The organism is Rhizobium sp. Leaf306, from assembly GCF_001423425.1.
Taxonomy (GTDB): Bacteria; Pseudomonadota; Alphaproteobacteria; order Rhizobiales; family Rhizobiaceae; genus Neorhizobium; species Neorhizobium soli.
This window is the reverse complement of record NZ_LMNX01000001.1, coordinates 710,561-734,329: the sequence shown is the minus strand read 5'-3', so window position 1 is coordinate 734,329 and position 23,769 is coordinate 710,561. Positions and strand designations below refer to the sequence as shown.

Genomic DNA, 23,769 nt, shown 5'->3' with positions numbered 1-23,769 from the left:
ACAACGCAAACTTATAATGTAACTATGCTGCCAGGTGCCTCTCTTATCGCCTCGTCCAGTATAGGCGACAGGGCGTACGGAGAGAGTTGCGGATGCGAGATTCGATGCAGAGTGCAGGCGGGAGTTCACTTCGTCGGGTACCGAAACAGGAAAGAAGCCGCGAACGCATTGATGATATCCTGAAGGTCTCGATGGAGCTGATCGGTGAAAAGGGTATCGATGCGGTCACGATGAAGGAGATTGCGTCTCTTTCAGGTGGTCCGATCGCCTCCGTCTACCAGTATTTCCCCAACAAGTCGGCGATCATCGCCATGCTCCATGAGCGCTATGTCGAGGAAGTCCGCGGTATCATCGTCGGACATATCCCGCAGATCTCGACGGCTGAAGACGCGCTGGATGCAACGGACGTTCTTTTCGACCTCTATTACACCCGCATGCGCGAAAAGCCGTCGACACAGGATCTGTTGAACGCCATCCAGGCCGACAAGGCGCTGGCAGACCGTGACATTACCGAAACCCGCTTCCAGGCCGACCTCTTCTTCGAGATCACCAAGCGGTTCGTCAGCGAACAGCTTTGGGAGAACTACGCCCGCACACTGTTTCTTATGTTCCACATGGCCGCGGCAACATTGCGTCTGGCGCTGATGGTGACGGAAGACGAGGCAGCCAAAATCGTTGCACAGTTCAAGTCGATCGTCCGGGCACAGTCGACCTATTACTTCAAAGGCAGTTTTCCCGCATCGCTGTAAGCTACAGCCCGAGTTTGTCCCGCATGCCGTACCACCAGGCCCCGAGCGCGGTGAGCGGCACGCGGAACGCCCGCCCGCCCGGGAAGGGCAGGTTGGGCAGTGATGCCCAGGTATCGAACCTTTCCGCATGGCCGGCAACCGCCTCACCAAGGATCTTGCCGAGCAGATGCGTGGTGGTCACGCCGTGGCCGCTGTCGCCGTGCGAGAAGAACACGGTGTCGGACAGCTTTCCCACATGCGGAATGCGGGTCAGCGTCAGCGCGAAATTGCCGCTCCACGCGTAGTCGATCCTGACATTCTTCAGCTGCGGGAAGGTCTTGAGCATGTTCGGGCGGATCACGCCCGTCAGGTCCTTCGGGTCGCTGCCGCCATAGCCGATGCCGCCACCGTAGAGCAGACGGTTGTCGGCGGTGCGGCGATAGTAATCGAGAATGTAATTGGCATCCTCGACGCAGTAATTTGCGGGCAGAAGGCGCTCGATCAGGCCCGCATCCAGCGGCTCCGTCGCCATCACCTGGCTCGAAACCGGCATCATCCGGCCATGGATCTCCGGCAGCAGCGGCGATAGATAGGCGTTGCCGCACACCAGCACATAGGATGCCGTGACACGACCCTTGTCGGTTCTGACCACGGGCTTTGCCGTCTGGTCGATACCCACCACCCGCGATCCCTCGAAAATCTGCGCGCCCAGGCTTTCGGCAGCTGCCGCTTCCCCGAGCACGAGGTTGAGCGGGTGAATATGGCCACCCTTCCTGTCGATCATGCCGCCGGCATAGCGGTCGCTTTTCACATAGCGTCCGACGTCTGCCTTCGAGACCATCTCCAGCCCGTCATGGCCGTGCTGTTCCCAGACGGCCTTGTGCAGCTCCATCTCGCGCACCTGCTTGTCCGTGAAGGCCGCGAAGAAACCGCCGGGCACGAGATCGCAGTCGATCCCGTATTGCGCTACGCGGGCGCGGATGATCTCGCCGCCTTCGAGCGACATCGCGCCAAGCTGCACGGCCTTGTCGCGCCCGTAGCGTCCGGCGATCGTTTCCAGATCGCGGCTATAGCCGTTGACGATCTGCCCGCCATTGCGGCCCGACGCGCCGAAGCCGATCCGCTCGGCCTCCAGCACCACGACGGAATAGCCGCGCTCGGCCAGTTCGAGAGCGGCCGAGATGCCGGAAAAGCCCGCGCCGATCACGCAGACATCGGCCTCGATCTCGCCCTCTAGGGCAGGGCGCACACGCTTGTCATTGGCCGAGGCGGCATACCAGGAATTGGCGTGGCGGGGATTGTCTGCGGGTTTGAAAGCCATCTTACACCGTCCTGATATAGGCGTCGTATTCGACGTCGGTCACCCGCAGAGAAAATTCCGACAGCTCCTGCTGCTTGCAGGCCGTGTAGAGCGACCGGTATTTCGGCCCGAGGGTCGCGTAGGCGAACGTGGAGCGGGAAAACTGCTGCAGCGCATAGTCCCAGTTGGTCGGCAGCGGTTCGTGGCTGATCGCATGGTCGTCGCCGGTAATCGCCCCGCCCGGATTGCGCTTTTCCTTGATGCCGGCAAGGGCTGCACTGAGGATCATCGCCAGCACAAGATAGGGATTGGTGTCGGAACCTGCAACGCGGTGCTCGATGCGGGTCGCCGGCCTCGACGCGGTGATGACGCGCACGGCGGCCGAGCGGTTGTCGAAGCCCCAGGAGGCATAGGTCGGGGCATGTTCGGAAGGGCGCAGACGCCGGTAGGAATTGGCATGCGGGGCAAACACCGCCATGCTTTCCCCCATGTTTTCCAAAAGCCCGCCCACCGAATGAAACAGCGCCTCGGACGGCCCGTTCTCGCCCATATAGACATTGCGGCCGTCGCTATCGATCAGCGAGAAATGCACATGCATGCCGCTTCCGGCCTGCGTGCCATAGGGCTTTGCCATGAACGTCGCGTCGAGATCGTTGGCGCGCGCCACGCCCTTGACGATCCGCTTGAGGAGCACCGCATAATCGGCAGCCTTCAGCGCGTCTGGCACGTGGTTGAGGTTGATCTCATACTGGCCCGGGCCGTTTTCCCGCAGTGTCGTATCGGCCGGTATCCCTTGCGCCCTCGCTGCAGAGGCGATGCCGTGGAAGACATTCTCGAAATCCTGCAGCTCGGAAATCGAGAGCACCTGTGTCTGGCCCGTATGCCAGCGGCCCTCGCGTGAATTCGGTGGCCGCACCGGGTCGATCGCCGACCGGATCGGGTCGATCAGGTAGAATTCCAGCTCCGTCGCCACGACCGGCGTCAGGCCGATCCGCTCGAAACCTTTGAGAACATTCGCCAGAACCTGGCGCGGATCGCCGTAAAATCCGGTCCCGTCCTGCTCGTTCATGCCCAGTAGAACCTGCGCCGTTGGCCGCTTCAGCCATGTCACGCGCGACAGTGTGTCGGCGATGGGAAAGCAGATGCCATCCGGATCACCGGTGCCCTCCGCAAGGCCCGCGGCATTGACGTCGCGTCCCCAGACGTCGAGCGCGTAGACCGAGCGCGGCATCGCCATGCCCTTCGAAAGCACGTCGAGCGCTCGTTCGCGCGGGATCCACTTGCCCCGCGGCACGCCGTTGACGTCGATCACGAAGGCTTCGAGAACCTCGATATCGGGATTGTCATCGAGAAAGGTCCGGGCTGTATCGATCGTATCCATGAAAACACCGGTAGCCCAGACTTTCTCCTGCCGCTAGACCAAATGAAGAAGAGGGTCAGACGTTAAACCGCTCCGGCCTGTAAGCGGATATGTCGATCCGGGTCTTTTCGCCCATCATCGCTTCCGCGATGACCTGACCCGTGACCGGACCGAGCGTCAGGCCGTGATGCGCATGGCCGAAGGCGAACCACAATCCGTCGTGACGCGGCGCCTTGCCGATGACAGGCATCATATCCGGCGTGCAGGGGCGGGCGCCCATCCAGGGCTCCTTGTCCAGCCGCTCGCCAAGCGGAAAGATCTCACGGGCGACCGCTTCGGCGCGGGCAAGCTGAACCGGTGTCTTCGGCGCATCGCGGCGCGCAAATTCGGCACCGGTCGTCAGCCGGATCCCCTGGTTCATCGGGGCCAGGAAATAGCCGCGCTCTGCATCCATCGTCCAGCCGTTGAGTTTCGCATTGCCCTTTGGCGCATAATGCATGTGGTAGCCGCGCTTGACGCCGACGAGGAAATTGTAGCCGAGCGGCTTGGTCACCGTGTCCGACCACGGACCAAGTGCGACGACGACATCCTTCGCCTCGACCACGCCTTCGCCGGCAATGATGCGCCAGCCGGTCGCGGTCTTCGAAAGGCTCTTTGCGTCACCCGTCAGCACCCGACCGCCAAGCTTTTCGAACAGCGCCACATAGGCACGCGTCAGCGCGAGCGGATCCTTGACCGCCCACGGGTCTTCCCATTTCAGCGCGCCGATGAAATCGTCGGAGAGATTGGGTTCCGCAACCGCAAGTTCCGCAGGCGTCAGAACCTTGAAGGAAAGGTCGTATTCGCGCTTCAGTCGGTCGGCTTCGCGCACCGTCTCGTCGAGCTTGGCCTGCGAGCGGAACACTTCCTGCCAGCCGTTCTTGGCAATCAGATCCTCGGCGCCCGCCTCGCGGATCAGTTCGTCATGGGTGGCGATCGAATGCTCGATCAGCGGCGCATAGGCGCGGGCGATCAGCTCATGCCTCGGCACATTGGAATGCCACCAGTATTTTGCCAGAAACGAGGAGACCGACGGCATCGCGCTCCAGTGAAAATGCGCGTCGATGCGGTTGTTCCTGGCATAGCGCAGGATCTGGGCGAACTGCTGGGGAAAGCTGTAGGGGACAACGCCCTCGCGCTGGATCAGGCCGGCATTGCCGTAGGAGGTTTCCATCCCGGGCTCCCTGCGGTCCACCAGGGCGACCGATTTTCCCCGTCGCGCCAATTGCAGAGCCGTCGAAACACCGATGATGCCGGCGCCGAGAACGATCACATCCGCTGCCATGATATTGAATCCATATGAGATAACTGAGCAGGTCACCATGACGCCGGGTTAGGCGCAGCGCAAATGAAAATTGCAGCGGCCGCCTGGATATCCAAGGGGTGAGGAGCGCTTGTGGAACTTGATCTAAATCAAATATAGCTTGACGCAACCAAGTTTGCGCTCCTAAGTCGATGACGCACTGACGGCCACCAGAACTTGCAGATGCACGCTTTGCAGACGCAATATCCTGCCGCGACCGCCGAATTTCTCTCTTGTCGCGCCCTCCGTCAGGGCTTCGGATTCATTCATGTCTGAAAAAGTCTCACATCGCGGGCTCGTCGTAGCCGCGATCATGGCAAGCATGGCGATGATCGCCATCGAAGCGACCATCGTCTCCACCGCCATGCCGCAGATCGCAGCCCAGCTCGGGCAGCTCAATCTCTACAGCTGGGTGTTTTCCGCTTTCCTCCTGTCGCAGACCGCGCTGACCGTCGTCTTCGGCAAGCTTTCCGATATCTACGGGCGAAAGCCGATCGTGCTGGCTGGCATCGCCGTCTTCCTGGTCGCCTCCATCCTCTGCGGATTTGCCTGGTCGATGCCGTCCATGATTGCCTTCAGACTGCTCCAGGGCATCGGCGCTGGCGCCATTCAGCCTGTCGCCATGACGGTGGTGGCCGATCTCTTTCCGGGCAGCCAGCGTGGAAAGGTTCAGGGCTATCTGGCCAGCGTCTGGGCGCTCTCGGCCGTGGTTGGCCCGCTGCTCGGCAGCGTCATCATCCATAACCTGCCTTGGGCCTGGATCTTCTGGATCAACGTGCCGGTAGGTCTCGCCGCTGCCGCAGCGTTCATCCTGTTCTACCACGAGGAAAAGCACACCCGGACGGTCTCGATCGATATCCTGGGCGCCGTGCTGTTTGCCGTCTCCATCTCGGCGCTGATGATTGGCCTCACGGTCTCCGAGACCGGATTGTCGACGTCCGCGATCGTCTCCTTCGTCCTGTTCGCCGTGTCGCTTGCGCTGTTCATCTGGCAGGAGCGCCGCGTCGAAGAACCGATGGTCGCGCCGGATCTCTGGCTCTACCGACCGATTGCGGCCGCCAACATCTCTGTCTTCTTCGCCTCCATGGCGATCATGGGGCTCACCACCTTCCTGCCCATGTATGTGCAGACCGTGCTCAACCAGTCGCCGCTGGTGGCGGGCTTTGCACTGACCATGCTTCTCTTGGGATGGCCGTGCGGCGCAACGATCGCTTCGCGGAACTTCACCCGGTTCGGGCTGCGGCCGATCATGCTGGTGGGCGCCGTGTTCGTCCCCGTGGGAACCTTCCTCCTGACCCTGCTGACGCCATCCAGTTCGGCGGTGCTTGCGGGTGCCGGCTCGCTCGTCATGGGCTTCGGCATGGGCCTTCTCAATATCGGCGCACTGATCCTCACCCAGGGAAGCGTCGCGGCCTCGCAACGCGGCAGTGCCACGGCGTCGAACGTGTTTTCCCGCAACCTCGGCAGCACGCTGGGCGCGGCGATTCTCGGGGCGGTTCTGAGCTGGGGCCTTGTCCATACGACCAGCGGACAGGCGATCACGACCGACCAGCTGCGTGCTCTCCTGAACGGAACCGGTCTCGTGAGTGGCGATGCCGAAGCGGTTCGCCTTGCGCTGCAGGACGGCCTGCACGCGACCTTCCTGACCATGCTCCTGTTTGCCGTCCTGATCGTGCCCGCTTGCCTGTTCGTGCCCCGCGATGCCGTCCACAAGGACGAGCCCGCGCCGGCCTGAACCTTGAAATCTGGCGCCAACATGCCCATTTCGCTGTGAACGGGGCCCTATCGGGACCGATATCGTCACAACGACTATTAAGGTGGGTGGCACGATGCAGCAGATGACAAAGACAATCCGGGACCTGACGATCGAGGAGCGCGAAGACGCGCTGATCACCATGGCGCACGCGCTTGAAGGCGCTGCCAGAGAAGCCCTGGTCGAAGGTAACCGCCAGTTCGCTGCGATCTCCGGCAACATGGCCGAAGCGATCTTCATCAACGCCGATCAGCTTGCACGCGATCACGTCGAGGAAGCCGAACAGGTTCTCGAACAGGCCGCCCAGATCATGGTCGAATATGAAGCTGAACACCCCTACCGGATCGTCAGCACCGCGATCCACTGAGGACGGCGGCACGGCGGGCGACGGGCAACCTTGCCCGCCTCCCGCATTCTCTCGCAGTGGAGAAGACGCCACCTGATGCGGCAAGCCTTCACTGGTCTCCTATACAAAACGTCTGACATTGAACGCCTGCAAATCCAACGTCGAGTTCCTCGGCGATGGCACAGATGGTAGCGTTGTGCTCCTTGGTGTCTGCGGGAATGGGAAAGAGCCAAAGGGCGGCGGCTCGTGGGCGGATGGCCGCAGACGGCCATAGTCCCGCATGAGCGCGAGTGTTCATCCCCTTTGGCTCTGCCACACATCGCCGAGCCACTCTGTTACATTCTTGATATGCAGATTGGCGATTTGAGAACGGAAAGTTCTCACGGTTTTCGTGTCGCCCCAGCTAAGATCAAGAACATGCAAAAAATCTCAAGCACTCCATCGAGCCTCTCAAGCCGCCTACAAAGCTGATTCAGAACGATGAATCTTCACCGGCGCTAAAATGCCGAGAGTTATCCCGTTCTGACCCCGCTTGACTCTTCTGTCGCGGCGGAACAGAAACAGAACACCAACATTCTTTGGGACATGAAGTCCTGTGCAACGCGAACCTTGAGGAGGGCCGTGAACGATGTCGCATGCCCCTGCCTCAAGGCTTGTCGAGGAACTGAGAGACCGGATTGCGCATCTGGAAGGCAGCGTGTCGCGCAAGGCGCTTGTGCTGCCCTTCGGGGTGCCTGACGTCGACGAGCGATTGCCGGGCGGGGGGCTTGCCTATGGCGCATTGCATGAAATTGCAGGTGGCGGGGCGGGTACAATCGACGGTGCCGCGGCCGCCCTGTTTGCGGCAGGTATTGCGGCGCGAGCCAAGGGAAAGGTTCTTTGGTGCCTGACCCGGCCGGATCTCTTTGCGCCGGCGCTGTCGCAGGCCGGGCTTCACCCCGATCGCGTCATCTATTGCGAAGCCGATAAGGAGGAGGACGTGCTTGCCTCGATGGAAGAGGGGCTGTCCTTCGGGGGATTGGCGGCCGTCGTCGGGGAACTGGTGAGGCTGCCGATGACCGCGTCGCGGCGTCTTCAACTGGCTGCCGAGAAGACGGGGACGCTCGGCCTGGTCGTCCGGCGCTGGCGACGGCAGACGGAGGCCTCCGACTACGGTCAGCCGACAGCGTCCACAACACGCTGGAGGATCAGCACCCTGCCGTCCGAGCCGCTTCCTGTCGCCGGCGTGGGACGGGCGAGGTGGCTGGCGGAATTGATGCGGATAAAGGCGGGGCAATGTGCCGAGTTTGAGTTAGGAGCCTGCGATGCCGAGGGTCGTGTCTGTTTACTTCCCCTATCTAGCAACGGATCGGATACGTCGACATGGCGAGGAAGCCGTGTCGGTTGACCAGCCGCTGGTCGTGATCTCGCGCAGCGGCTCGAAACGCTGGATATCGGCAGCCGATACGGCTGCCCGCAAGCTGGGCCTCAAAGTCGGCATGGCTGCCAGCAAGGCACAGGCGATGATTGGCAACCTTCATATGGTGGACGCCGATCCGGTTGCCGACGCCGCAGCCGTCGAGCGCCTGGCGCTATGGGCGCTTCGTCAATACAGCCCCGTCGTTGCCGTGGATGGAACGGATGGCATCGTCATGGATACCGAAGGTGCCGATCACCTTCAGGGTGGTGAAGAGCTGCTGATCTCCGGCGTTGTCAACGGTCTCCGCGGCAAGGGCCTGACGGCACGTGCCGCTGTCGCCGATACCTGGGGCGCGGCGCATGCACTGGCGCGACTGACGACGAACGAAACGACGGTGGTGCCGCGCGGTGATGTCACCAAGGCCGTGATCGGACTTCCAATCCACTGTCTGCGGCTTGCGGCAGATACGATCCAGGCATTGCGCATCCTGGGTATCGACACGGTAGGAGAGCTGTCGGCACTGCCGCGTGCGCCGTTGACACTGCGATTTGGTCCGGAGGTCGGACGCCGTCTCGATCAGCTCTTCGGCCGTCTTGCAGAACCCATCGATCCGTTGCGCACGCCGGATCTGGTCGAGGTGGCGCGCAATTTCCAGGAGCCCATCGGTGCGCCCGATACGATTGCAAAATACGTCCGCCGGCTGGTGGCGCAACTGACGGCAAAGCTGGAGGAGCGGGGGCTGGGCGTCCGGCGCTCCGATCTGATCATCCATCGCGTCGACAACACATGCCAGTGTCTTCGAGCAGGACTTGCCAAGCCCGTGCGTGATCCTGCCCGCCTGACAAAGCTTCTCTGTGACCGTATCGAAAAGATCGACCCGGGCTTCGGCATCGAGCGGATGGTGCTGGTGGCGGTCATGGCCGAGCCGCTGGAAATAAAGCAGGTCGCAAACGCGCTGGTAGAAGAGGCGGTGGTGGATGTGACGCCGCTTGTCGATATTCTCGGCAACCGGGGCCAGCGCCTTTACCGCATCACGCCGGTGGCCTCCGACGTTCCGGAACGATCTCTCCGGCGGATCGGACCGACGGCCGTCGAGACGGGTGCCGAGTGGGCAGCCAGGTGGCCGCGGCCGTCACGGCTGCTGGCTTATCCCGAAGAAATCGAAACCATGGCTGTCCTGCCCGACCAGCCGCCAGTCGTCGTCACTTGGCGCGGCAAGCGCCGCCGCATCGTTCGTGCCGATGGGCCCGAGCGCATCTTCGGCGAATGGTGGCTCCGGCCGCGCGAAATGCAGGCGGTGCGCGATTACTTCGTGGTCGAGGACGAGCACGGCGATCGGCTGTGGGTCTTCCGCGCCGGCGACGGCGTCGATGCAGGCACGGGGTCACACAAATGGTTCCTCCACGGCATCTTCGGGTGAGGCTTGAACTATGCGCTATGCCGAACTCCAGGTGACCACGCATTTCTCGTTCCTGCGCGGTGCAAGCTCCGCGGAAGAACTGTTTGCCACGGCCGCCGCACTGGGCATCGACGCCCTTGGTGTCGTCGACCGCAACTCGCTTGCCGGCATTGTCCGGGCCTGGGAGGCGGCTAAGACAACCGGGGTGCGCCTGGTGGTCGGCTGCCATCTCGACCTCACGGATGGCATGTCGCTGCTCGTCTACCCGACGGACCGGCTCGCCTATTCCAGGCTCACCCGGCTGCTGACGCTTGGCAAAAGCCGGGGCGGAAAGGCCAAGTGCGTTCTCGACCTTGCTGATGTCGAGGCCTATAGCGAGGGCCTCATCGCGATCCTCATTCCGGATGAGGCGGACGATATCTATGCGGGTCAGCTCCGCAAGGTGGCCGCAGTCTTTGGTGACCGCGCCTATGTCTCGCTCTGCCTGCGGCGGCGTCCGAACGACCGGCTGCGGTTGCATGATCTGTCGAACATGGCGCAGCGTCACAAGGTGAAGACGGTGGTGACCAACGATGTGCTCTTCCACGAGCCCGGCCGCCGACAGCTTCAGGACATCGTCACCTGCATCCGCAACCGCACCACCATCGACAGCGTCGGCTTTGACCGGGAGCGGCATGCTGACCGCTTCCTCAAGGCGCCGGAGGAGATGCACCGCTTGTTTGTCGACTATCCCGAAGCTCTCGCAAGAAGCCGCGAGATCGTCGAGCGTTGCCGTTTCGACATGAGCGAGCTGCAGTACCAGTATCCTGAAGAGGCAATTGTGCCAGGGCTCGACGCCCAGCAGTCGCTGGCCAAGTTCGCCTGGGAAGGTGCGGCGGCACGCTACCCGGAAGGCATTCCCGACAAGGTCCGCAAGGCGATCCTGCACGAACTCGACCTGATCCGGAAGATGAACTACGCTGCGTACTTCCTCACCGTCTTTTCCATCGTCCGCTTTGCCCGCTCCAGGAACATCCTCTGTCAGGGCAGAGGGTCAGCTGCCAACTCCGCCGTCTGCTATTGCCTCGGGATCACCAGCATCAACCCGGAAACAGGAGACCTCCTGTTCGAGCGCTTCGTTTCGATGGAGCGTAACGAGCCGCCGGATATCGACGTCGACTTCGAGCATAACCGGCGCGAGGAGGTCATCCAGTGGATATACGAAACCTATGGCCGCTCGCGCTCCGCCCTCTGCTCCACTGTCACCCGCTACCGAACCAAGGGTGCGCTACGCGATGTGGGCAAGGCGCTCGGCCTGCCCGAAGACCTGATCGGTCAACTGACCTCCGGCGTCTGGGGCTGGTCGAAGGATGGCATCGGCGAAAAGCAGCTTAAAGAAAACAACATGAACGCGTCCGACTACCGGCTGCGTCTGGCGCTCGACCTTGCCTCGCAGCTCATGGGAGCGCCGCGCCATTTGGGCCAGCATCCAGGCGGCTTCGTGCTGACGCAGGACAGGCTGGATGATCTTGTCCCCATCGAGCCCGCCGCCATGGATGACCGCCAGGTGGTGGAATGGGACAAGGACGATATCGACGCGTTGAAGTTCATGAAGGTGGATGTGCTGGCGCTTGGCATGCTGTCCTGCATGGCCCGCTCCTTCGAGCTGCTGGCGGAGTACAAGAACGAGGCCATGGGTCTGGCAGACGTTCCGCAGGAGGATCCGAAGACCTACGCGATGATCCGCAAGGCGGATACGCTTGGTACCTTCCAGATCGAAAGCCGCGCCCAGATGGCGATGCTGCCAAGGCTCAAGCCACGCACCTTCTATGATCTCGTGGTTCAGGTCGCCATCGTCCGCCCTGGCCCGATCCAGGGCGACATGGTGCATCCCTATCTGCGTCGGCGGGAGGGCAAGGAGAAGGTGGAGTATCCAACGCCGGAGCTCGAGGCGGTGCTTGGCAAGACGCTCGGCGTCCCGCTCTTCCAGGAGAGCGCCATGAAGGTTGCCATGGTCTGTGCGGGTTTCAGTGCAGGCGAGGCGGACCAGCTGCGTCGGGCCATGGCGACTTTCAAGTTTACGGGCGGCGTGTCGAGGTTCAAGGAGAAGCTCGTCAACGGCATGGTCAAGAACGGCTACTCTCAAGACTTCGCGGAGCGGACGTTCAGCCAGCTGGAAGGCTTCGGCTCCTATGGCTTTCCGGAAAGCCATGCAGCTTCGTTCGCCCTCATCGCCTATGCCAGTTCCTGGATGAAGTGCCATCATCCGGATATCTTCTGCGCCGCTCTCCTCAACTCCCAGCCCATGGGGTTCTATAGCGTTGCCCAGATCGTCACCGATGCCCGCAACCACGGGGTGGAGGTCCGGCCTGTCTGTGTCAATCGGTCTCGCTGGGACTGCACGATGGAGGAGACCGGAAGGCCCGGCCGCTTTGCGGTTCGGCTCGGTATGCGCATGGTAAAGGGGCTGCCGCTGAATAATGCTGCCAGAATTGTTCTTGCCCGTGTTGACCAGCCTTTCGAGAGTGCCGACGACATGTGGCGGCGATCCGGCGTGCCGACAGCGTCGCTGGTCAAGCTGGCAGAGGCCGATGCCTTCCTACCGTCGTTGAAGCTGGAACGGCGTCAAGCGCTCTGGGACATCAAGGCGCTGCGCGACGAGCCGCTGGAACTATGGGCGGCAGCCGCAAAGCGTGAAGCAAGGGTCGTTGCCGAGATGCAGGAACCCGACGTGTCGCTCAAGTCGATGAAAGAGGGCAGGGAAGTCGTTGAGGACTATTCCCATACGGGCCTCAGCTTGAGGTCGCATCCTGTGTCTTTCCTGCGTCCGGAACTGAAGAAAAAGCGGATCGTCACCTGCGCCGAAGCGATGGGTGAGCGCGACGGCCGCTGGCTCTGGACGGCGGGCCTCGTCCTCGTGCGTCAGAAGCCTGGTAGCGCCAAAGGCGTGATGTTCCTGACGCTCGAAGATGAGACGGGCGTCGTCAATGCCGTCGTCTGGCCCTCGCTATTCGAGAAGCAGCGCCGGATCGTCATGTCGGCTTCGATGATGGCGATCCATGGCAGGATACAGCGCGAAGGCGAGGTCGTGCATCTGGTCGCCCAGCGCCTGTTCGACTTTTCCGGCGATCTCTCCAGTCTCGGCGAGCTTGGCGGCGACTTCCCCTTGCCGTACGGCCGTGGCGACGGAGCCAAACATGGCAGCGGGCCTGATCCCCGCGACAATCCGAAGCCTGTCATCCCGACGCGCGACATCTATATCCCGGATCTCCACATCGACACGCTCAAGGTCAAGTCGAGAAACTTCCATTGACCGGCAAGGATGTCAAAGACAGCGTTGTTGATATTGCTCTCAAGTCTGTCCCGTTTTGCCTGTGCTCCAGCCGGTTACGGCTTCCCTCACAGGGTTGGAGCGGCGGGTTGCGTATCCGCACGAATTCGTCCGTGTCATCCATTCCATTCCATTCCATTCCATTCCATTCCATGACTGACTGCGGACGTTGATAGCGTCGGCGCTATGCCCGCTTGACAGCGTAGACCAGGCGCATGCGGGAGAGGGCGCATGCTCACGATATGTCTTTTTGATGGATCAAAGTCAGCCCTCCGGTGTTGTTGAAGACAGAACGGATTATGGGATGACCGTTCTCCGGAGGCCCGCTATCGTGAAATCACGTATCGAAGTCGTCAATGCCGTGACGGATGTTTTAAGACGGTTGCGGGTCAGGCCGCCATCGCAGGTCAAGTTCGGGACGATCGCGAACACGCCCGCGACTACCGGATATTCAAGAAACGAACTTCTGAACGCGCTCTACGCCCTGGAACATGAAGGCGTCATAGCATTGCACCATGACAACAGCTTCAGCGTCTTGAAATCATCGACCTTGATCTAGCTTCCGGCAGAGCCGACACGCTTGAAACACGATGCGCGTTGGAAATTCGACATCGTCTGTTTCTCGTGCCGGCAGCCTATCGGATCAGCATGCGATCTGGTGTTCTATTTTTCTCTCGAAGAACCATTCTTCGAATGCGGCTGGCGACAGCGGCTTTGCAAAAAGATACCCCTGCGCTTCATCACAACCCATCTTGCTCAAAGCCTCGGCCGCCTCGGTCGTCTCCACCCCTTCCGCCACGACCTGGTAGCCCAGGTCGTGCGACAGCTGGATCATCGATCTGACGAGATTGGTTTCGCGAAAGCCATCATCCATGCTGCGGATAAAGGATTGATCGATCTTGACCACGGTGGTCGGCAAGGTCTGGAGATAGGACAGGCTGCTGTAGCCCGTGCCGAAGTCGTCGATCGATAGTCGGACCCCGCCATCGGAAAGCGCCTGCAACTTCGCCAGCGCGTTTGCCGCGTCCTTCATGATCGCGCTTTCGGTGACCTCCAGCTCCAGCATCGCCGGCCGGATACCATGTCTCAAGAGGGACAGTTGCACCCGTTGGACAAAGTCCGGTTCATCGAGGTTTGCCGCCGAGATATTGACCGATACCGGAACGATTACCCCCCTGGATTTCAGGTTGCCGGCTTCGCGCAGAGCGGCATCCAGAACCCACGCGGTCATCTTGCCTATATGTGGAGACTGCTCGATGATGGGAGCGAATTCGCCGGGGGAGATGGCTCCCAGTTCCGGATGGAGCCAGCGCAGGAGGACTTCTGCTCCGACGCAATGGCCATCCGGCAAACTGACACGCGGCTGGAACACGATCGATAGCTGATCGCTGCCTTGAAGGGCGTTGTCGAAATCCTGCAGCAGACGGAAACTCCGCTGGTAGCGATCGTCACTGGCCTGTGAAAAGACCGCGACATGTGTCGCTGTCAGACGAGCGTCCTGCGCTGCGCTGCTCATGGCACGCAGGAAATCCGACGGCGTGGTGTCGGGTTTGAGCGGCGCGACGCCGATTGCCGGCGTCATCAGAAATCTGAGGTCCGACTCGTCGTCCAGGTCACCCAGCAGCTGTCTGAGGTAAACCATGCAGTCGAGGCCTGCGATATTTCTGTCCCTTATGAACGCAAACTGCGTCGTGGAGACGTGATAAAGTGTTGTTTTGCCGCCAACGATCGCTCTGAGCCGCTGTGCGGCATCGCGCACTTTCGCATCGATTTCGGCTGTTCCCATCACGCGGGAAAGGTCGTCAAGCTGCCGCGTCTCGGCAAGATCGATCAGGACACCGGTATAGGCCGTCCGCCAGGCCGGTCCTCTGAGAAGGTCGCTCACGTCCTCGGAAAACTGGGTACGATTGGGAAGCCCGCTGACCGGTTCGATCCTGCCATACGCATGTTGCAGTTCGATCTGGGCCATCACCATTGCCGCAAGGTCCTGGAGACTGGCAATCTCGTTTTCGGTGGTCTCACGCGGCTCGGCTCCAAGGACACACAAGGCGCCGAGACAATGCCCCTCGCGCGTCGTGAGCGGTGCTCCCGCGTAAAAACGCACACCTGTCTTTGCAAGGACACTGTCGTGGTAGTGCGCATCCTTGGACAGGTCCGGAACGACGAGAAGTTCGGTACTCTCGGCCACTGCCGCACAGGGCGCCTTGTCTCGTGGAATAGACTGGTGCTCCACCCCGACACGCGCCTTGAACCACTGCCTGTCGGAATCGGTTAGCGATATGGCCGCGATCGGCAGGTCGAATATCTGGCTCGCCATGCGCGTGATACGGTCGAAGCTCTCACTTGCTGGCGTATCGAGCAATTTCAAAGAGTGCAGAGCGGCGAGACGGATTTCCTCATTGGTTTTCATGTAATATCTCAGTCGTAATGTCTTTTCGGGATAAAGTTGGGACGGCGTTTAAATTGACATTCTCACAAGGTTGCGGCCTGACGCCTTTGCCTCGTACAGACGGCGATCTGCCGTCTTGAACAGTTCTTCGTAACTGGTGTTTTCGCGGAAGGTGGCCCCGCCGATGCTGACCGACAGCAGCCCTTCGCCAACGTCCCTGGGGAAGGGCAGTGCGCGGATCCTCTGTCTTATCAGCTCGGCCGTGCGCGACGCCGTGTCATCGACAACAGCCGGCAGGAAGACGGCGAACTCTTCGCCGCCGACGCGTCCGACAAGATCTGCCGGCGACAGAGTTTCCTTGATAGCCCCAGCAATCAACTTCAGGGCCTGGTCACCCGCCTGATGCCCGTGACTGTCATTGATTGCCTTGAAATGATCCGCATCAACGATCAGAAACGATCCCGTTTGCGGAAGCGATCCCGCCCGCGCTCTTTCCAGATAGGCTTCGACCAGCATTTCGAATGCACCGCGGCTAAGCACGGCGGTAAGACTGTCTGTCGAAGCAAGCCGCTGCAGCTCCACCTTGGCCACGGCGAGTTGCCGGATCTTCTCCAGCAGAAAGTAAAAGAAAGGCCCGCCGATCAGGGTCGGGAGCAGGATGTCTGTCGCGAGTGCGCGACGAAAATGATCCTGCGACATCTCCGCGAAATTAAACGAGTCCGCCAATACTGCGGCGACAACGCAAAGAGCTGTGCCAAGCAGTGTTCCTGCAAACACACGCAGTCTCGAAGTCTCTTGACGGATAAGGTGGACGAACGGCAATGCTGTACCCTAGATTCAGACCTTCTGAATTAGCATCTGCCTATTAAGAAAAGCGCTATATCAAACACTCAAATCGTCTCGATTTGGTACGTAGATACCCGTACATGTGGGGCTTGTTCCATGCGCGGCAAATTCGGATTATCGACAGTGAGATCTGCTCGGGTCATGACCGGTTGAACTGCTCACGGAGTTTGCTGGCAATAGGCTCTTTTCGAAGTTGCGCTAGGACATTGTTCCCAATTGCCGGACGGTCTCTCGGGCAGTCGTCGCGTGGACGAGTTGAAGCTGCGAAGTAATACCGAGAAATGACGCGCAACCAAACGCGACACCATTGGCGCTGAGAGTTTTGAAACGACCGCGATTGTTGTCGGGGAGAATTGGCTGGGGAACCTGGATTCGAACCAAGATTAACGGAGTCAGAGTCCGTCGTTCTACCGTTGAACTATTCCCCAGCAGGAAAAGCCTTGTGGCTCATCGGTGTGCGGCGCTTATAACCAAACACTTGGCGCTTGCAAATACCCTTTGTGAAAAAAAATCGACATCATTTTTGGTCCTGCTTGCCGCGCCCTAAAAAGCCGTTGGCGAATGCGCCTGAGGCTGTTATCTTCAGGTCAACGAAACGATCAGACGCCAGCTGCATGCTTCAAAGTGTTGCGCGGCGAGATGGACTTATAAAGTGATGAACCCCGATAGCGGCGGAAAGCCGCCGGAAGGCGGGGCGTCGGCGGAACTGCGCAGGGATGTCAAGAACTCCCGGCGCCGCAAGGCGAAGCGAAACGGCAAAGACCGTGACGCGGCGTTGATGGCGCACGCAAGCCCGGCTGAAAAGGCCGGCCAGGCCGGACGCTCGCACGGCATGAAACCGGATGGTGGCACGTCCGACGGAGGGCGGCCAGAGCCGGGCTCACCGCATCCGCGCAAGCGCAAGCGCCGTCGCTCCCGTTCGCGCTCCGCGGTCACGGAGAACTCCGCACATGCGCCGAATCCATCTGCGGAGAGTGGCGATCGACCGATTGGTGCTGATGCGTCGGCGGGCGAAGGCTTGCGCGGTGACGCGAAGCCGGTCGGAAAGCAGCCGCGCCAGCAGGGCCCGCAGCAGGATCGCAATCAGAGCCGCAAGAAGAAGCGTGCCGGTCGGGGCCCGCAGGGTCGGCCGCTGACGCAGGCCAAGCAGGGACCGCTCGTCACCGCCAAGACGGTTTCGGCCGCAGGCCACGCCGGTTATGCGGCGCTCGGGCATGAAATCCATGGTTCTCCCGGCGCCGACAAGTTCGCAGGCTTCCGCGACGAACTCTATGCAGCCCTTGATCTCGGCACCAACAATTGCCGTCTCCTGATCGCCCAGCCGACGCGGCCGGGCCAGTTCCGGGTCATCGACGCGTTTTCGCGCATTGTCCGTCTGGGCGAGGGGCTGGCTGCAAGCGGTCGCCTGTCGACGGAAGCGATGGATCGCGCCGTCGATGCCTTGCGCGTGTGCGCGTCGAAACTTGCGCACCGGCCGATCCGCCGCATGCGGCTGATTGCCACCGAAGCCTGCCGCGCTGCCGAAAACGGCGAGGCATTTCTGGCGCGGGTCACTGAGGAAACCGGGCTCGAGCTCGAAATCATCGATCGCGAAACCGAGGCGCGGCTTGCCGTGTCCGGCTGCTCGTCGCTGGTCGGTCGCGAGGCCCGCTCCGTCGTGCTGTTTGATATCGGCGGCGGTTCGTCTGAAATCGCGGTCATCCGCATCGGCGACAGCCGCTCGTCGCGGCTCGCCAACCACATTACCCACTGGACCTCGCTGCCGGTCGGCGTCGTGACGCTGTCGGAACGCCATGGCGGCCGTGATGTCACGCCGGCCGTCTTTGCCGGCATGGTCGATGAGGTCGAGGGCATGCTGTCGAAGTTCGATTGCCCGCCGATCGGTTCCCCGCACCAGCAGGGTGCCGAGGACTTTCATCTGATCGGCACATCCGGCACGGTCACCACGCTTGCCGGCGTCCATCTCGATCTGCCACGCTACGATCGCCGCAAGGTCGATGGTCTCTGGCTGTCGGATTCCGAGGTTTCCGCCATGCAGGCAAAGCTCCTCTCATGGGATTTCGCCGGCCGTGCCGCCAATGCCTGCATCGGTCCTGACAGGGCCGATCTGGTTCTTGCCGGCTGCGCCATCCTCGAAGCGATCCGCCGCCGCTGGCCGAGCCAGCGCATGCGGGTTGCCGATCGCGGGCTGCGCGAAGGTCTTTTGACGGATATGATGGCTGATGACGGTGTCTGGCGCCGCGGCAGGGGACGAAGGTTCGGCCAGGGGTCAGGCAACGGTTCAGGCCAGGGCCACCATCAGACGAATAATTCAGGCCACGGGCAGACGCAGGAAACGGGACGCAAGCAATGACGAAACCATCCGTTGGCGGCAACCGCACCGGTCGCAAGCTTGGCCAGAAGGTCAAGAAGGGCAAGCTGAAGGCGTCTTCACGCCGCTGGCTGGAGCGCCATATCAACGATCCCTATGTCCAGCGCGCCAAGCTCGAAGGCTATCGCGCTCGGGCGGCGTTCAAGCTTCTGGAGATTGATGAGAAGCACCAGTTGCTGAAAGGCGCGCGCCGCATCATCGATCTGGGTGCAGCCCCCGGCAGCTGGTCGCAGATCGCCGCCAAGGTCACTGAGTCCAGCGATGACGATATGCGCGTCGCGGCGATCGATTTTCTTGAAATGGCGCCGCTTGCCGGCGTGAAGATCCTGCAGCTCGACTTTCTCGATGACGACGCGCCGCGCCAGCTGATGGAAGCGATCGGCGGCACGCCGGATGTCGTCCTGTCCGACATGGCGGCACCGACCACCGGCCACCACCGTACAGACCATCTGCGCACCATGCATCTGTGTGAAGTCGCCGCGCATTTTGCCGTCTCGGTTCTGGGCGAGGGTGGCCATTTCTTGGCAAAGACCTTCCAAGGCGGCACCGAGAAGGACCTTCTCGATATGCTCAAGAAGAACTTCAAGCAGGTCATCCATATCAAGCCCGGCTCGTCGCGCCAGGAATCGGTGGAAATGTTCCTGCTTGCAAAACACTTCAAAGGCCAGGCCCACAGGCTTGCCAACGAAGCGGGCGGCGAACATTCCGGCGATGGTGCAGCGGACGAAGCACAGGATGATCCGCGGGAACAGGCGGGCGACGAGGGCTTCGGCCGGGACTGAGTTTACTCGCCGGCTCCCGGTGTAGGCTCTACCTGTCCGACGCGCACTCCGCGCCGGTGTCCCGATACGTCGGCGCCGGTCATCGGGTCGAGCTTGAGGATCGGGATCACCGCAAACACCGAAACAGCGGCGACTATAAAGAACGCGAGATGGAAATCCGCGAGCGCCAGCTGGCTGCCGGAAAATGTCGACGACATCTCCAGAATGAAGGCTGCAAACGCGACGCCGAGTGCCAGGCTCACCTGTTGCAGGAATGAGGCCATGGACGTCGCTTGGCTCGCCTGCTGGTCCGTAATCTCCGAATAGCCGAGAGCATTGGCACCTGTGAAAAACAGGGAGCGGAATAGCCCTGCCGCGAGCAGTGCGCCGATGATCACGATATGGGGTGTGTCCGGGGTGAAAAACCCGTTGACCGCCGTCGATGCTGCGCCAAGGATGCCGGCAAAGATCAGCGCGGTTCGAAAGCCTGTCATCGCGAACACCCGCCTTGCAAGGAACTTAACCGTCAGCGCACCGATCGCGCCGGCGAAGGTGATGAGGCCGGACTGAAACGGATTGAGGCCGAAACCCAGCTGCAGCATCAGCGGCATCAGGAAGGGGATCGCCCCGGTCGCGATGCGAAACATCGTGCCGCCGGTGGTGGAGGCACGGAAAGCCCGGTCGTTGAAGATCGTGAGGTTTAGCACCGGAAACGGATGCCGCTTGGCATGGAAATAATAGAGAATGCAGGCGGCAAAGCCGGCAAACGTGGCCGTGATGCCGACGACCGGCGGCAGCGCCGGCAGGCCGATCACCGACAGGCCGAAGACGACGCCTGATGCCGCGACCGAGGTCAGCAGAAAGCCGAACCAGTCCATCTTTGGTGTTTCCACCGGCGGCACGTGCGGCAGGTAGATGCCGGTCAGGATCACGCCGGCGATGCCGATCGGCACGTTGATGATGAAGATCCAGTGCCAGGAAAAATAGGTGGTGATGAAACCGCCGATCGGCGGCCCGGTCAAAGGCCCGACCAGCGCCGGGATCGTCAGAAGCGCCATGGCGGAAACAAGTTCGCTTCGCTTCGTCGTCCGCAGCAGCACGAGACGGCCGACCGGCGTCATCATTGCACCGCCCATGCCCTGCAGAAAGCGCGACATCACGAACTGCAGCAGTGACTCGGAGATTGCGCAGAGGATCGAGCCCACAATGAAGACGCAGATTGCCAGGCGAAAGATCTTCTTTGCCCCGAATTTGTCGGACATCCAGCCACTCAGCGGAATGAACATTGCAAGCGCCACCATGTAGGATGTCAGCGCCAGTTTCAGCGTGATCGGGCTGACCCCGAGATCGGCGGCGATGGTGGGAAGTGCGGTGGCGATGACGGTCGAATCCATCTGCTCCATGAACAGAGCGACGGCCAGAATAAGCGGAATGATGCGGTTCATGGGGAGGGCCTGCGATACGCGACGCACTTCAACGTCCCCGCTCTAGACCTGTTCCGGCATGAAGCCAATTGCACAATGTCAATTTCCGGGAGACCATGTCACGTCTGCGTGAGGCTTGTTTCCCTTTGCCTGTCGCCTGTTATCTATTCGTGTGCGGGGCTTGGGCATTTTCAGTGCACCCCCGAAAGCTTTCAAACGGAGGGATGAGATCATGACGTTCAAGGACGAACCAAAGGGCATGGAACGCCGCACGCTGCTGGGAAGTGCCGGACTGGCCGTCCTCGCGGCGCCGGCTATATGGAGTGGCCAGGCGCTGATGAGCAGCAAAGCGCTGGCACAGGAGAAGAAATTGGCAATCGATCGCGTAACCCCTCCCGACATTCATAAATTCAAGCTCGGTAGCTTCGATGTTCTCGTGGTGAAGGATGGTTCCCGCGCCTCCGGCACTCCGAACGAGACGTTTGGAACCAACCAGTCGGCCGAGACCGTCAGCGCGCTTCTGGCAGACAACTTTCTGCCGACCGATCAGTTCGTCAACGGCTTTTCCCCGACGCTCATTGATACCGGCAGCGACGTCATCCTGTTCGATACGGGCTTCGGCCAGTCAGGTCATTCCATGGGTGCCGGCCGTCTGGTCGAAGGCATGGCGTCTGCCGGCTATATGCCGGGCGATGTCACGAAAGTGGTCCTGACCCATCTTCACGGCGACCATATCGGCGGCCTGATGGAAGACGGCAAGCCGGCTTTCCCCAAGGCGACCTATATCACCGGTCAGACGGAATATGATTTCTGGGTCGACGGTGCCCGAGCCGGAACACCCGCTGAAGGCAATCAGAAGTCCGTGCTCGCCAATGTGAAGCCGCTGGCGGACAAGATGACCTTCATCGGAGAGGGCGACGACGTCGCACCCGGCATAACCGGCATGCTCGCACCCGGCCACACGCCCGGCATGATGATCTTCAACGTGGAATCGCAGGGCAAGCGCCTGATCCTCACGGCCGATACCGCCAACCACTTCGTCCTGTCGCTGCAGCGCCCGGACTGGGAGGTCAAGTTCGACATGGACAAGGCCAAGGCCGCCGCAACCCGCAAGCGCGTGTTCGACATGATCGCCACCGACAAGGTCGCCTTCCTCGGCTACCACATGCCGTTCCCGGCCGTCGGCTACGCCGAAAAGCAGGAAACCGGCTACCGCTTCGTGCCGAAGAGCTACCAGTTCGATATCTGAGGAATATTGACGCGGCAAATTCACAGCTATGCAAACCCGGAGGGACTGCCTCCGGGTTTTAAATGTTCCCTTCCTGTCATTATCGTGTTACCAGCCCTCGCCAACTTCCAAGCAATTGTTGCCGGAACGTCGGGACGTATTCACGGTCCTGAGCGGTCCCGCATTTTTAAGATCGAAGGAATTGGCAATGGCTCGTATTATAGAAACGCCGACCGGTCTCGACGCCCTCACATTCGATGACGTGCTGCTGCAGCCGGGGCATTCCGAAGTCCTGCCGGGCCAGACCAGCGTCGCCACGCGCATTGCCACTGATTTCGAGCTGAACATTCCGATCATCTCGTCGGCGATGGACACCGTCACCGAAAGCCGTCTCGCCATCGCGATGGCGCAGGCCGGTGGTCTTGGCGTCATCCACAAGAACCTGACGCCGGTCGAGCAGGCCGAACAGGTCCGCCAGGTGAAGAAGTTCGAAAGCGGCATGGTCGTCAACCCGGTCACGATCGGCCCCGATGCGACGCTTGCCGATGCGCTGGCCCTGATGAAGACCTTCCACATCTCCGGCATTCCGGTCGTCGAAGCCTCGGGCCGTCTGGTCGGCATCCTGACCAACCGCGACGTGCGCTTCGCCTCGGATCCGGCCCAGAAGATCCACGAGCTGATGACCCATCAGGGCCTCATCACCGTCAAGGAAAACGTCGATCAGCAGGAGGCCAAGCGCCTGCTGCATACCAACCGCATCGAAAAGCTGCTGGTTATCGATGGCGAAGGCCGCTGCGTTGGTCTGATCACCGTCAAGGATATCGAAAAGTCGCAGCTCAACCCGCATGCCTCCAAGGACATGCAGGGCCGCCTGCGCGCCGCTGCCGCGATCGGCGTCGGTGACGATGGTTTCGAGCGTGCCGAGCGGCTGATCGAAGCCGGCGTCGATCTTCTGGTCGTCGATACCGCGCATGGCCATTCGGCCCGCGTTCTCGAAGCCGTTACCCGCGTCAAGAAGCTGTCCAACCATGTCCGCGTCATGGCCGGCAACGTTGCCACCGCAAGCGGCACCAAGGCGCTGATCGATGCGGGCGCAGACGCCGTCAAGGTCGGTATCGGCCCGGGCTCGATCTGCACCACCCGTATCGTCGCCGGCGTCGGCGTTCCCCAGCTTGCCGCCATCATGTCGGCGGTCGAAGCAGCACAGGCGCAGGACATTCCGGTCATTGCCGATGGCGGCATCAAGTTCTCCGGCGACGTCGCCAAGGCGATCGCATCCGGCGCGTCGGCCGTGATGATCGGCTCGCTGCTCGCCGGCACCGATGAAAGCCCGGGCGAAGTCTATCTCTACCAGGGCCGCTCGTTCAAAGCCTATCGCGGCATGGGTTCCGTCGGTGCCATGGCCCGCGGTTCCGCCGACCGTTACTTCCAGGCGGAAGTCCGCGACACGCTGAAGCTGGTGCCGGAAGGCATCGAAGGCCAGGTACCCTACAAGGGTCCGGTGTCCGGCGTCATCCATCAGCTCGCAGGCGGCCTGAAAGCTGCCATGGGCTATGTCGGCGGCAAGGACATCAAGGACTTCCAGGAGAAGGCGACCTTCGTTCGCATCTCCGGTGCTGGCCTGCGCGAAAGCCATCCGCATGACGTGACGATCACCCGCGAAAGCCCGAACTATCCGGGCTCCGGCGCCTGAACGTAGCGACGTCCAAAACAACAGGGCCGGGCATAGTAGCCCGGCCCTTTTTATTTCGTGCCCCCAGTATCCGCCAGCACAAATTTTGATATCTTCTCGTCGTCGATAGAGATCGACTTA

17 protein-coding genes and 1 tRNA gene are annotated in these 23,769 nt (G+C 61.3%); 11 read left to right on the top strand and 7 right to left on the bottom strand.

The genetic code is table 11. From position 1 onward, the window contains the following. Nucleotides 1-92: 92 nt before the first annotated feature. Nucleotides 93-749 (top strand): TetR/AcrR family transcriptional regulator, encoded by a 657-nt coding sequence (locus tag ASG19_RS03485; protein ID WP_062453755.1) that lies wholly within the window; start codon nt 93-95, stop codon nt 747-749. 1 nt (nt 750) lies between these two features. Here ASG19_RS03485 and ASG19_RS03480 read toward each other — a convergent pair whose 3' ends face one another. The 3 genes from ASG19_RS03480 to ASG19_RS03470 are packed head-to-tail and all read right to left on the bottom strand — an operon-like array spanning nt 751 to nt 4,712. Further along, a complete protein-coding gene (locus ASG19_RS03480) occupies nt 751-2,049 on the bottom strand; it encodes an FAD-binding oxidoreductase (RefSeq protein ID WP_062453754.1) in 1,299 nt (432 codons plus the stop codon). Between the two features lies 1 nt (nt 2,050). Further along, nucleotides 2,051-3,409 (bottom strand): glutamine synthetase family protein, encoded by a 1,359-nt coding sequence (locus ASG19_RS03475; RefSeq protein ID WP_062453753.1) that lies wholly within the window; start codon nt 3,407-3,409, stop codon nt 2,051-2,053. Nucleotides 3,410-3,464: 55 nt separating this feature from the next. After that, complete coding sequence (locus ASG19_RS03470; RefSeq protein ID WP_062453752.1) at nt 3,465-4,712, bottom strand: FAD-binding oxidoreductase; 1,248 nt, start codon at nt 4,710-4,712, stop codon at nt 3,465-3,467. A gap of 286 nt (nt 4,713-4,998) precedes the next feature. Here ASG19_RS03470 and ASG19_RS03465 point away from each other — a divergent pair, with 286 nt between their 5' ends. The 6 genes from ASG19_RS03465 to ASG19_RS03440 all read left to right on the top strand — a co-directional run bounded on the left by ASG19_RS03465 (nt 4,999) and on the right by ASG19_RS03440 (nt 13,496). Next, complete coding sequence (locus tag ASG19_RS03465) at nt 4,999-6,465, top strand: MDR family MFS transporter (protein WP_062453751.1); 1,467 nt, start codon at nt 4,999-5,001, stop codon at nt 6,463-6,465. A 94-nt stretch (nt 6,466-6,559) separates the two neighbouring features. Next, nucleotides 6,560-6,850, top strand: a complete 291-nt coding sequence (locus ASG19_RS03460) for a hypothetical protein (RefSeq protein WP_062453750.1) — start codon at nt 6,560-6,562, stop codon at nt 6,848-6,850. A gap of 607 nt (nt 6,851-7,457) precedes the next feature. Then, entirely contained in the window at nt 7,458-8,216 is a 759-nt protein-coding gene (locus tag ASG19_RS03455; protein ID WP_062453749.1) for an ImuA family protein, read from the top strand. Next, entirely contained in the window at nt 8,134-9,648 is a 1,515-nt protein-coding gene (locus ASG19_RS03450; protein WP_082476174.1) for a DNA polymerase Y family protein, read from the top strand. Before ASG19_RS03455 ends, ASG19_RS03450 begins: the two co-directional genes overlap by 83 nt. A gap of 10 nt (nt 9,649-9,658) precedes the next feature. After that, complete coding sequence (locus ASG19_RS03445) at nt 9,659-12,919, top strand: error-prone DNA polymerase (protein WP_062453747.1); 3,261 nt, start codon at nt 9,659-9,661, stop codon at nt 12,917-12,919. A 349-nt stretch (nt 12,920-13,268) separates the two neighbouring features. Further along, nucleotides 13,269-13,496: a hypothetical protein gene (locus tag ASG19_RS03440; protein WP_156466398.1), complete on the top strand. Its 228-nt coding sequence runs from the start codon at nt 13,269-13,271 to the stop codon at nt 13,494-13,496. Between the two features lie 84 nt (nt 13,497-13,580). Here the strand turns inward: ASG19_RS03440 and ASG19_RS03435 are convergent, their stop codons facing one another. The 3 genes from ASG19_RS03435 to ASG19_RS03425 all read right to left on the bottom strand — a co-directional run bounded on the left by ASG19_RS03435 (nt 13,581) and on the right by ASG19_RS03425 (nt 16,600). Then, on the bottom strand, nt 13,581-15,347 hold the full coding sequence (locus tag ASG19_RS03435; RefSeq protein ID WP_062453745.1) for an EAL domain-containing protein: 1,767 nt from the start codon (nt 15,345-15,347) through the stop codon (nt 13,581-13,583). Between the two features lie 48 nt (nt 15,348-15,395). Next, a complete protein-coding gene (locus tag ASG19_RS03430) occupies nt 15,396-16,025 on the bottom strand; it encodes a GGDEF domain-containing protein (RefSeq protein ID WP_244476072.1) in 630 nt (209 codons plus the stop codon). 501 nt (nt 16,026-16,526) lie between these two features. Then, nucleotides 16,527-16,600, bottom strand: a tRNA-Gln gene (locus ASG19_RS03425). 224 nt (nt 16,601-16,824) lie between these two features. On the opposite strand from ASG19_RS03425, the gene ASG19_RS03420 reads away from it, so the two are divergent. Together ASG19_RS03420 and ASG19_RS03415 are read left to right on the top strand one after the other, a co-directional pair. Then, nucleotides 16,825-18,525, top strand: coding sequence for a Ppx/GppA phosphatase family protein (locus ASG19_RS03420; protein WP_082476173.1), 1,701 nt, complete (start codon nt 16,825-16,827; stop codon nt 18,523-18,525). After that, nucleotides 18,522-19,325, top strand: coding sequence for an RlmE family RNA methyltransferase (locus tag ASG19_RS03415; protein ID WP_062453744.1), 804 nt, complete (start codon nt 18,522-18,524; stop codon nt 19,323-19,325). The genes ASG19_RS03420 and ASG19_RS03415 overlap by 4 nt, the downstream gene beginning before the upstream one ends. 2 nt (nt 19,326-19,327) lie before the next feature. On the opposite strand, the gene ASG19_RS03410 is transcribed toward ASG19_RS03415, so the two are convergent. After that, nucleotides 19,328-20,749, bottom strand: coding sequence for an MFS transporter (locus tag ASG19_RS03410; RefSeq protein ID WP_062453743.1), 1,422 nt, complete (start codon nt 20,747-20,749; stop codon nt 19,328-19,330). A gap of 238 nt (nt 20,750-20,987) precedes the next feature. On the opposite strand from ASG19_RS03410, the gene ASG19_RS03405 reads away from it, so the two are divergent. Both ASG19_RS03405 and guaB read left to right on the top strand, forming a co-directional pair. Beyond that, a complete protein-coding gene (locus tag ASG19_RS03405; protein ID WP_062454858.1) occupies nt 20,988-21,977 on the top strand; it encodes an MBL fold metallo-hydrolase in 990 nt (329 codons plus the stop codon). A gap of 187 nt (nt 21,978-22,164) precedes the next feature. Then, on the top strand, nt 22,165-23,649 hold the full coding sequence (gene guaB / locus ASG19_RS03400; protein ID WP_062453742.1) for an IMP dehydrogenase: 1,485 nt from the start codon (nt 22,165-22,167) through the stop codon (nt 23,647-23,649). Nucleotides 23,650-23,769: the final 120 nt, after the last annotated feature.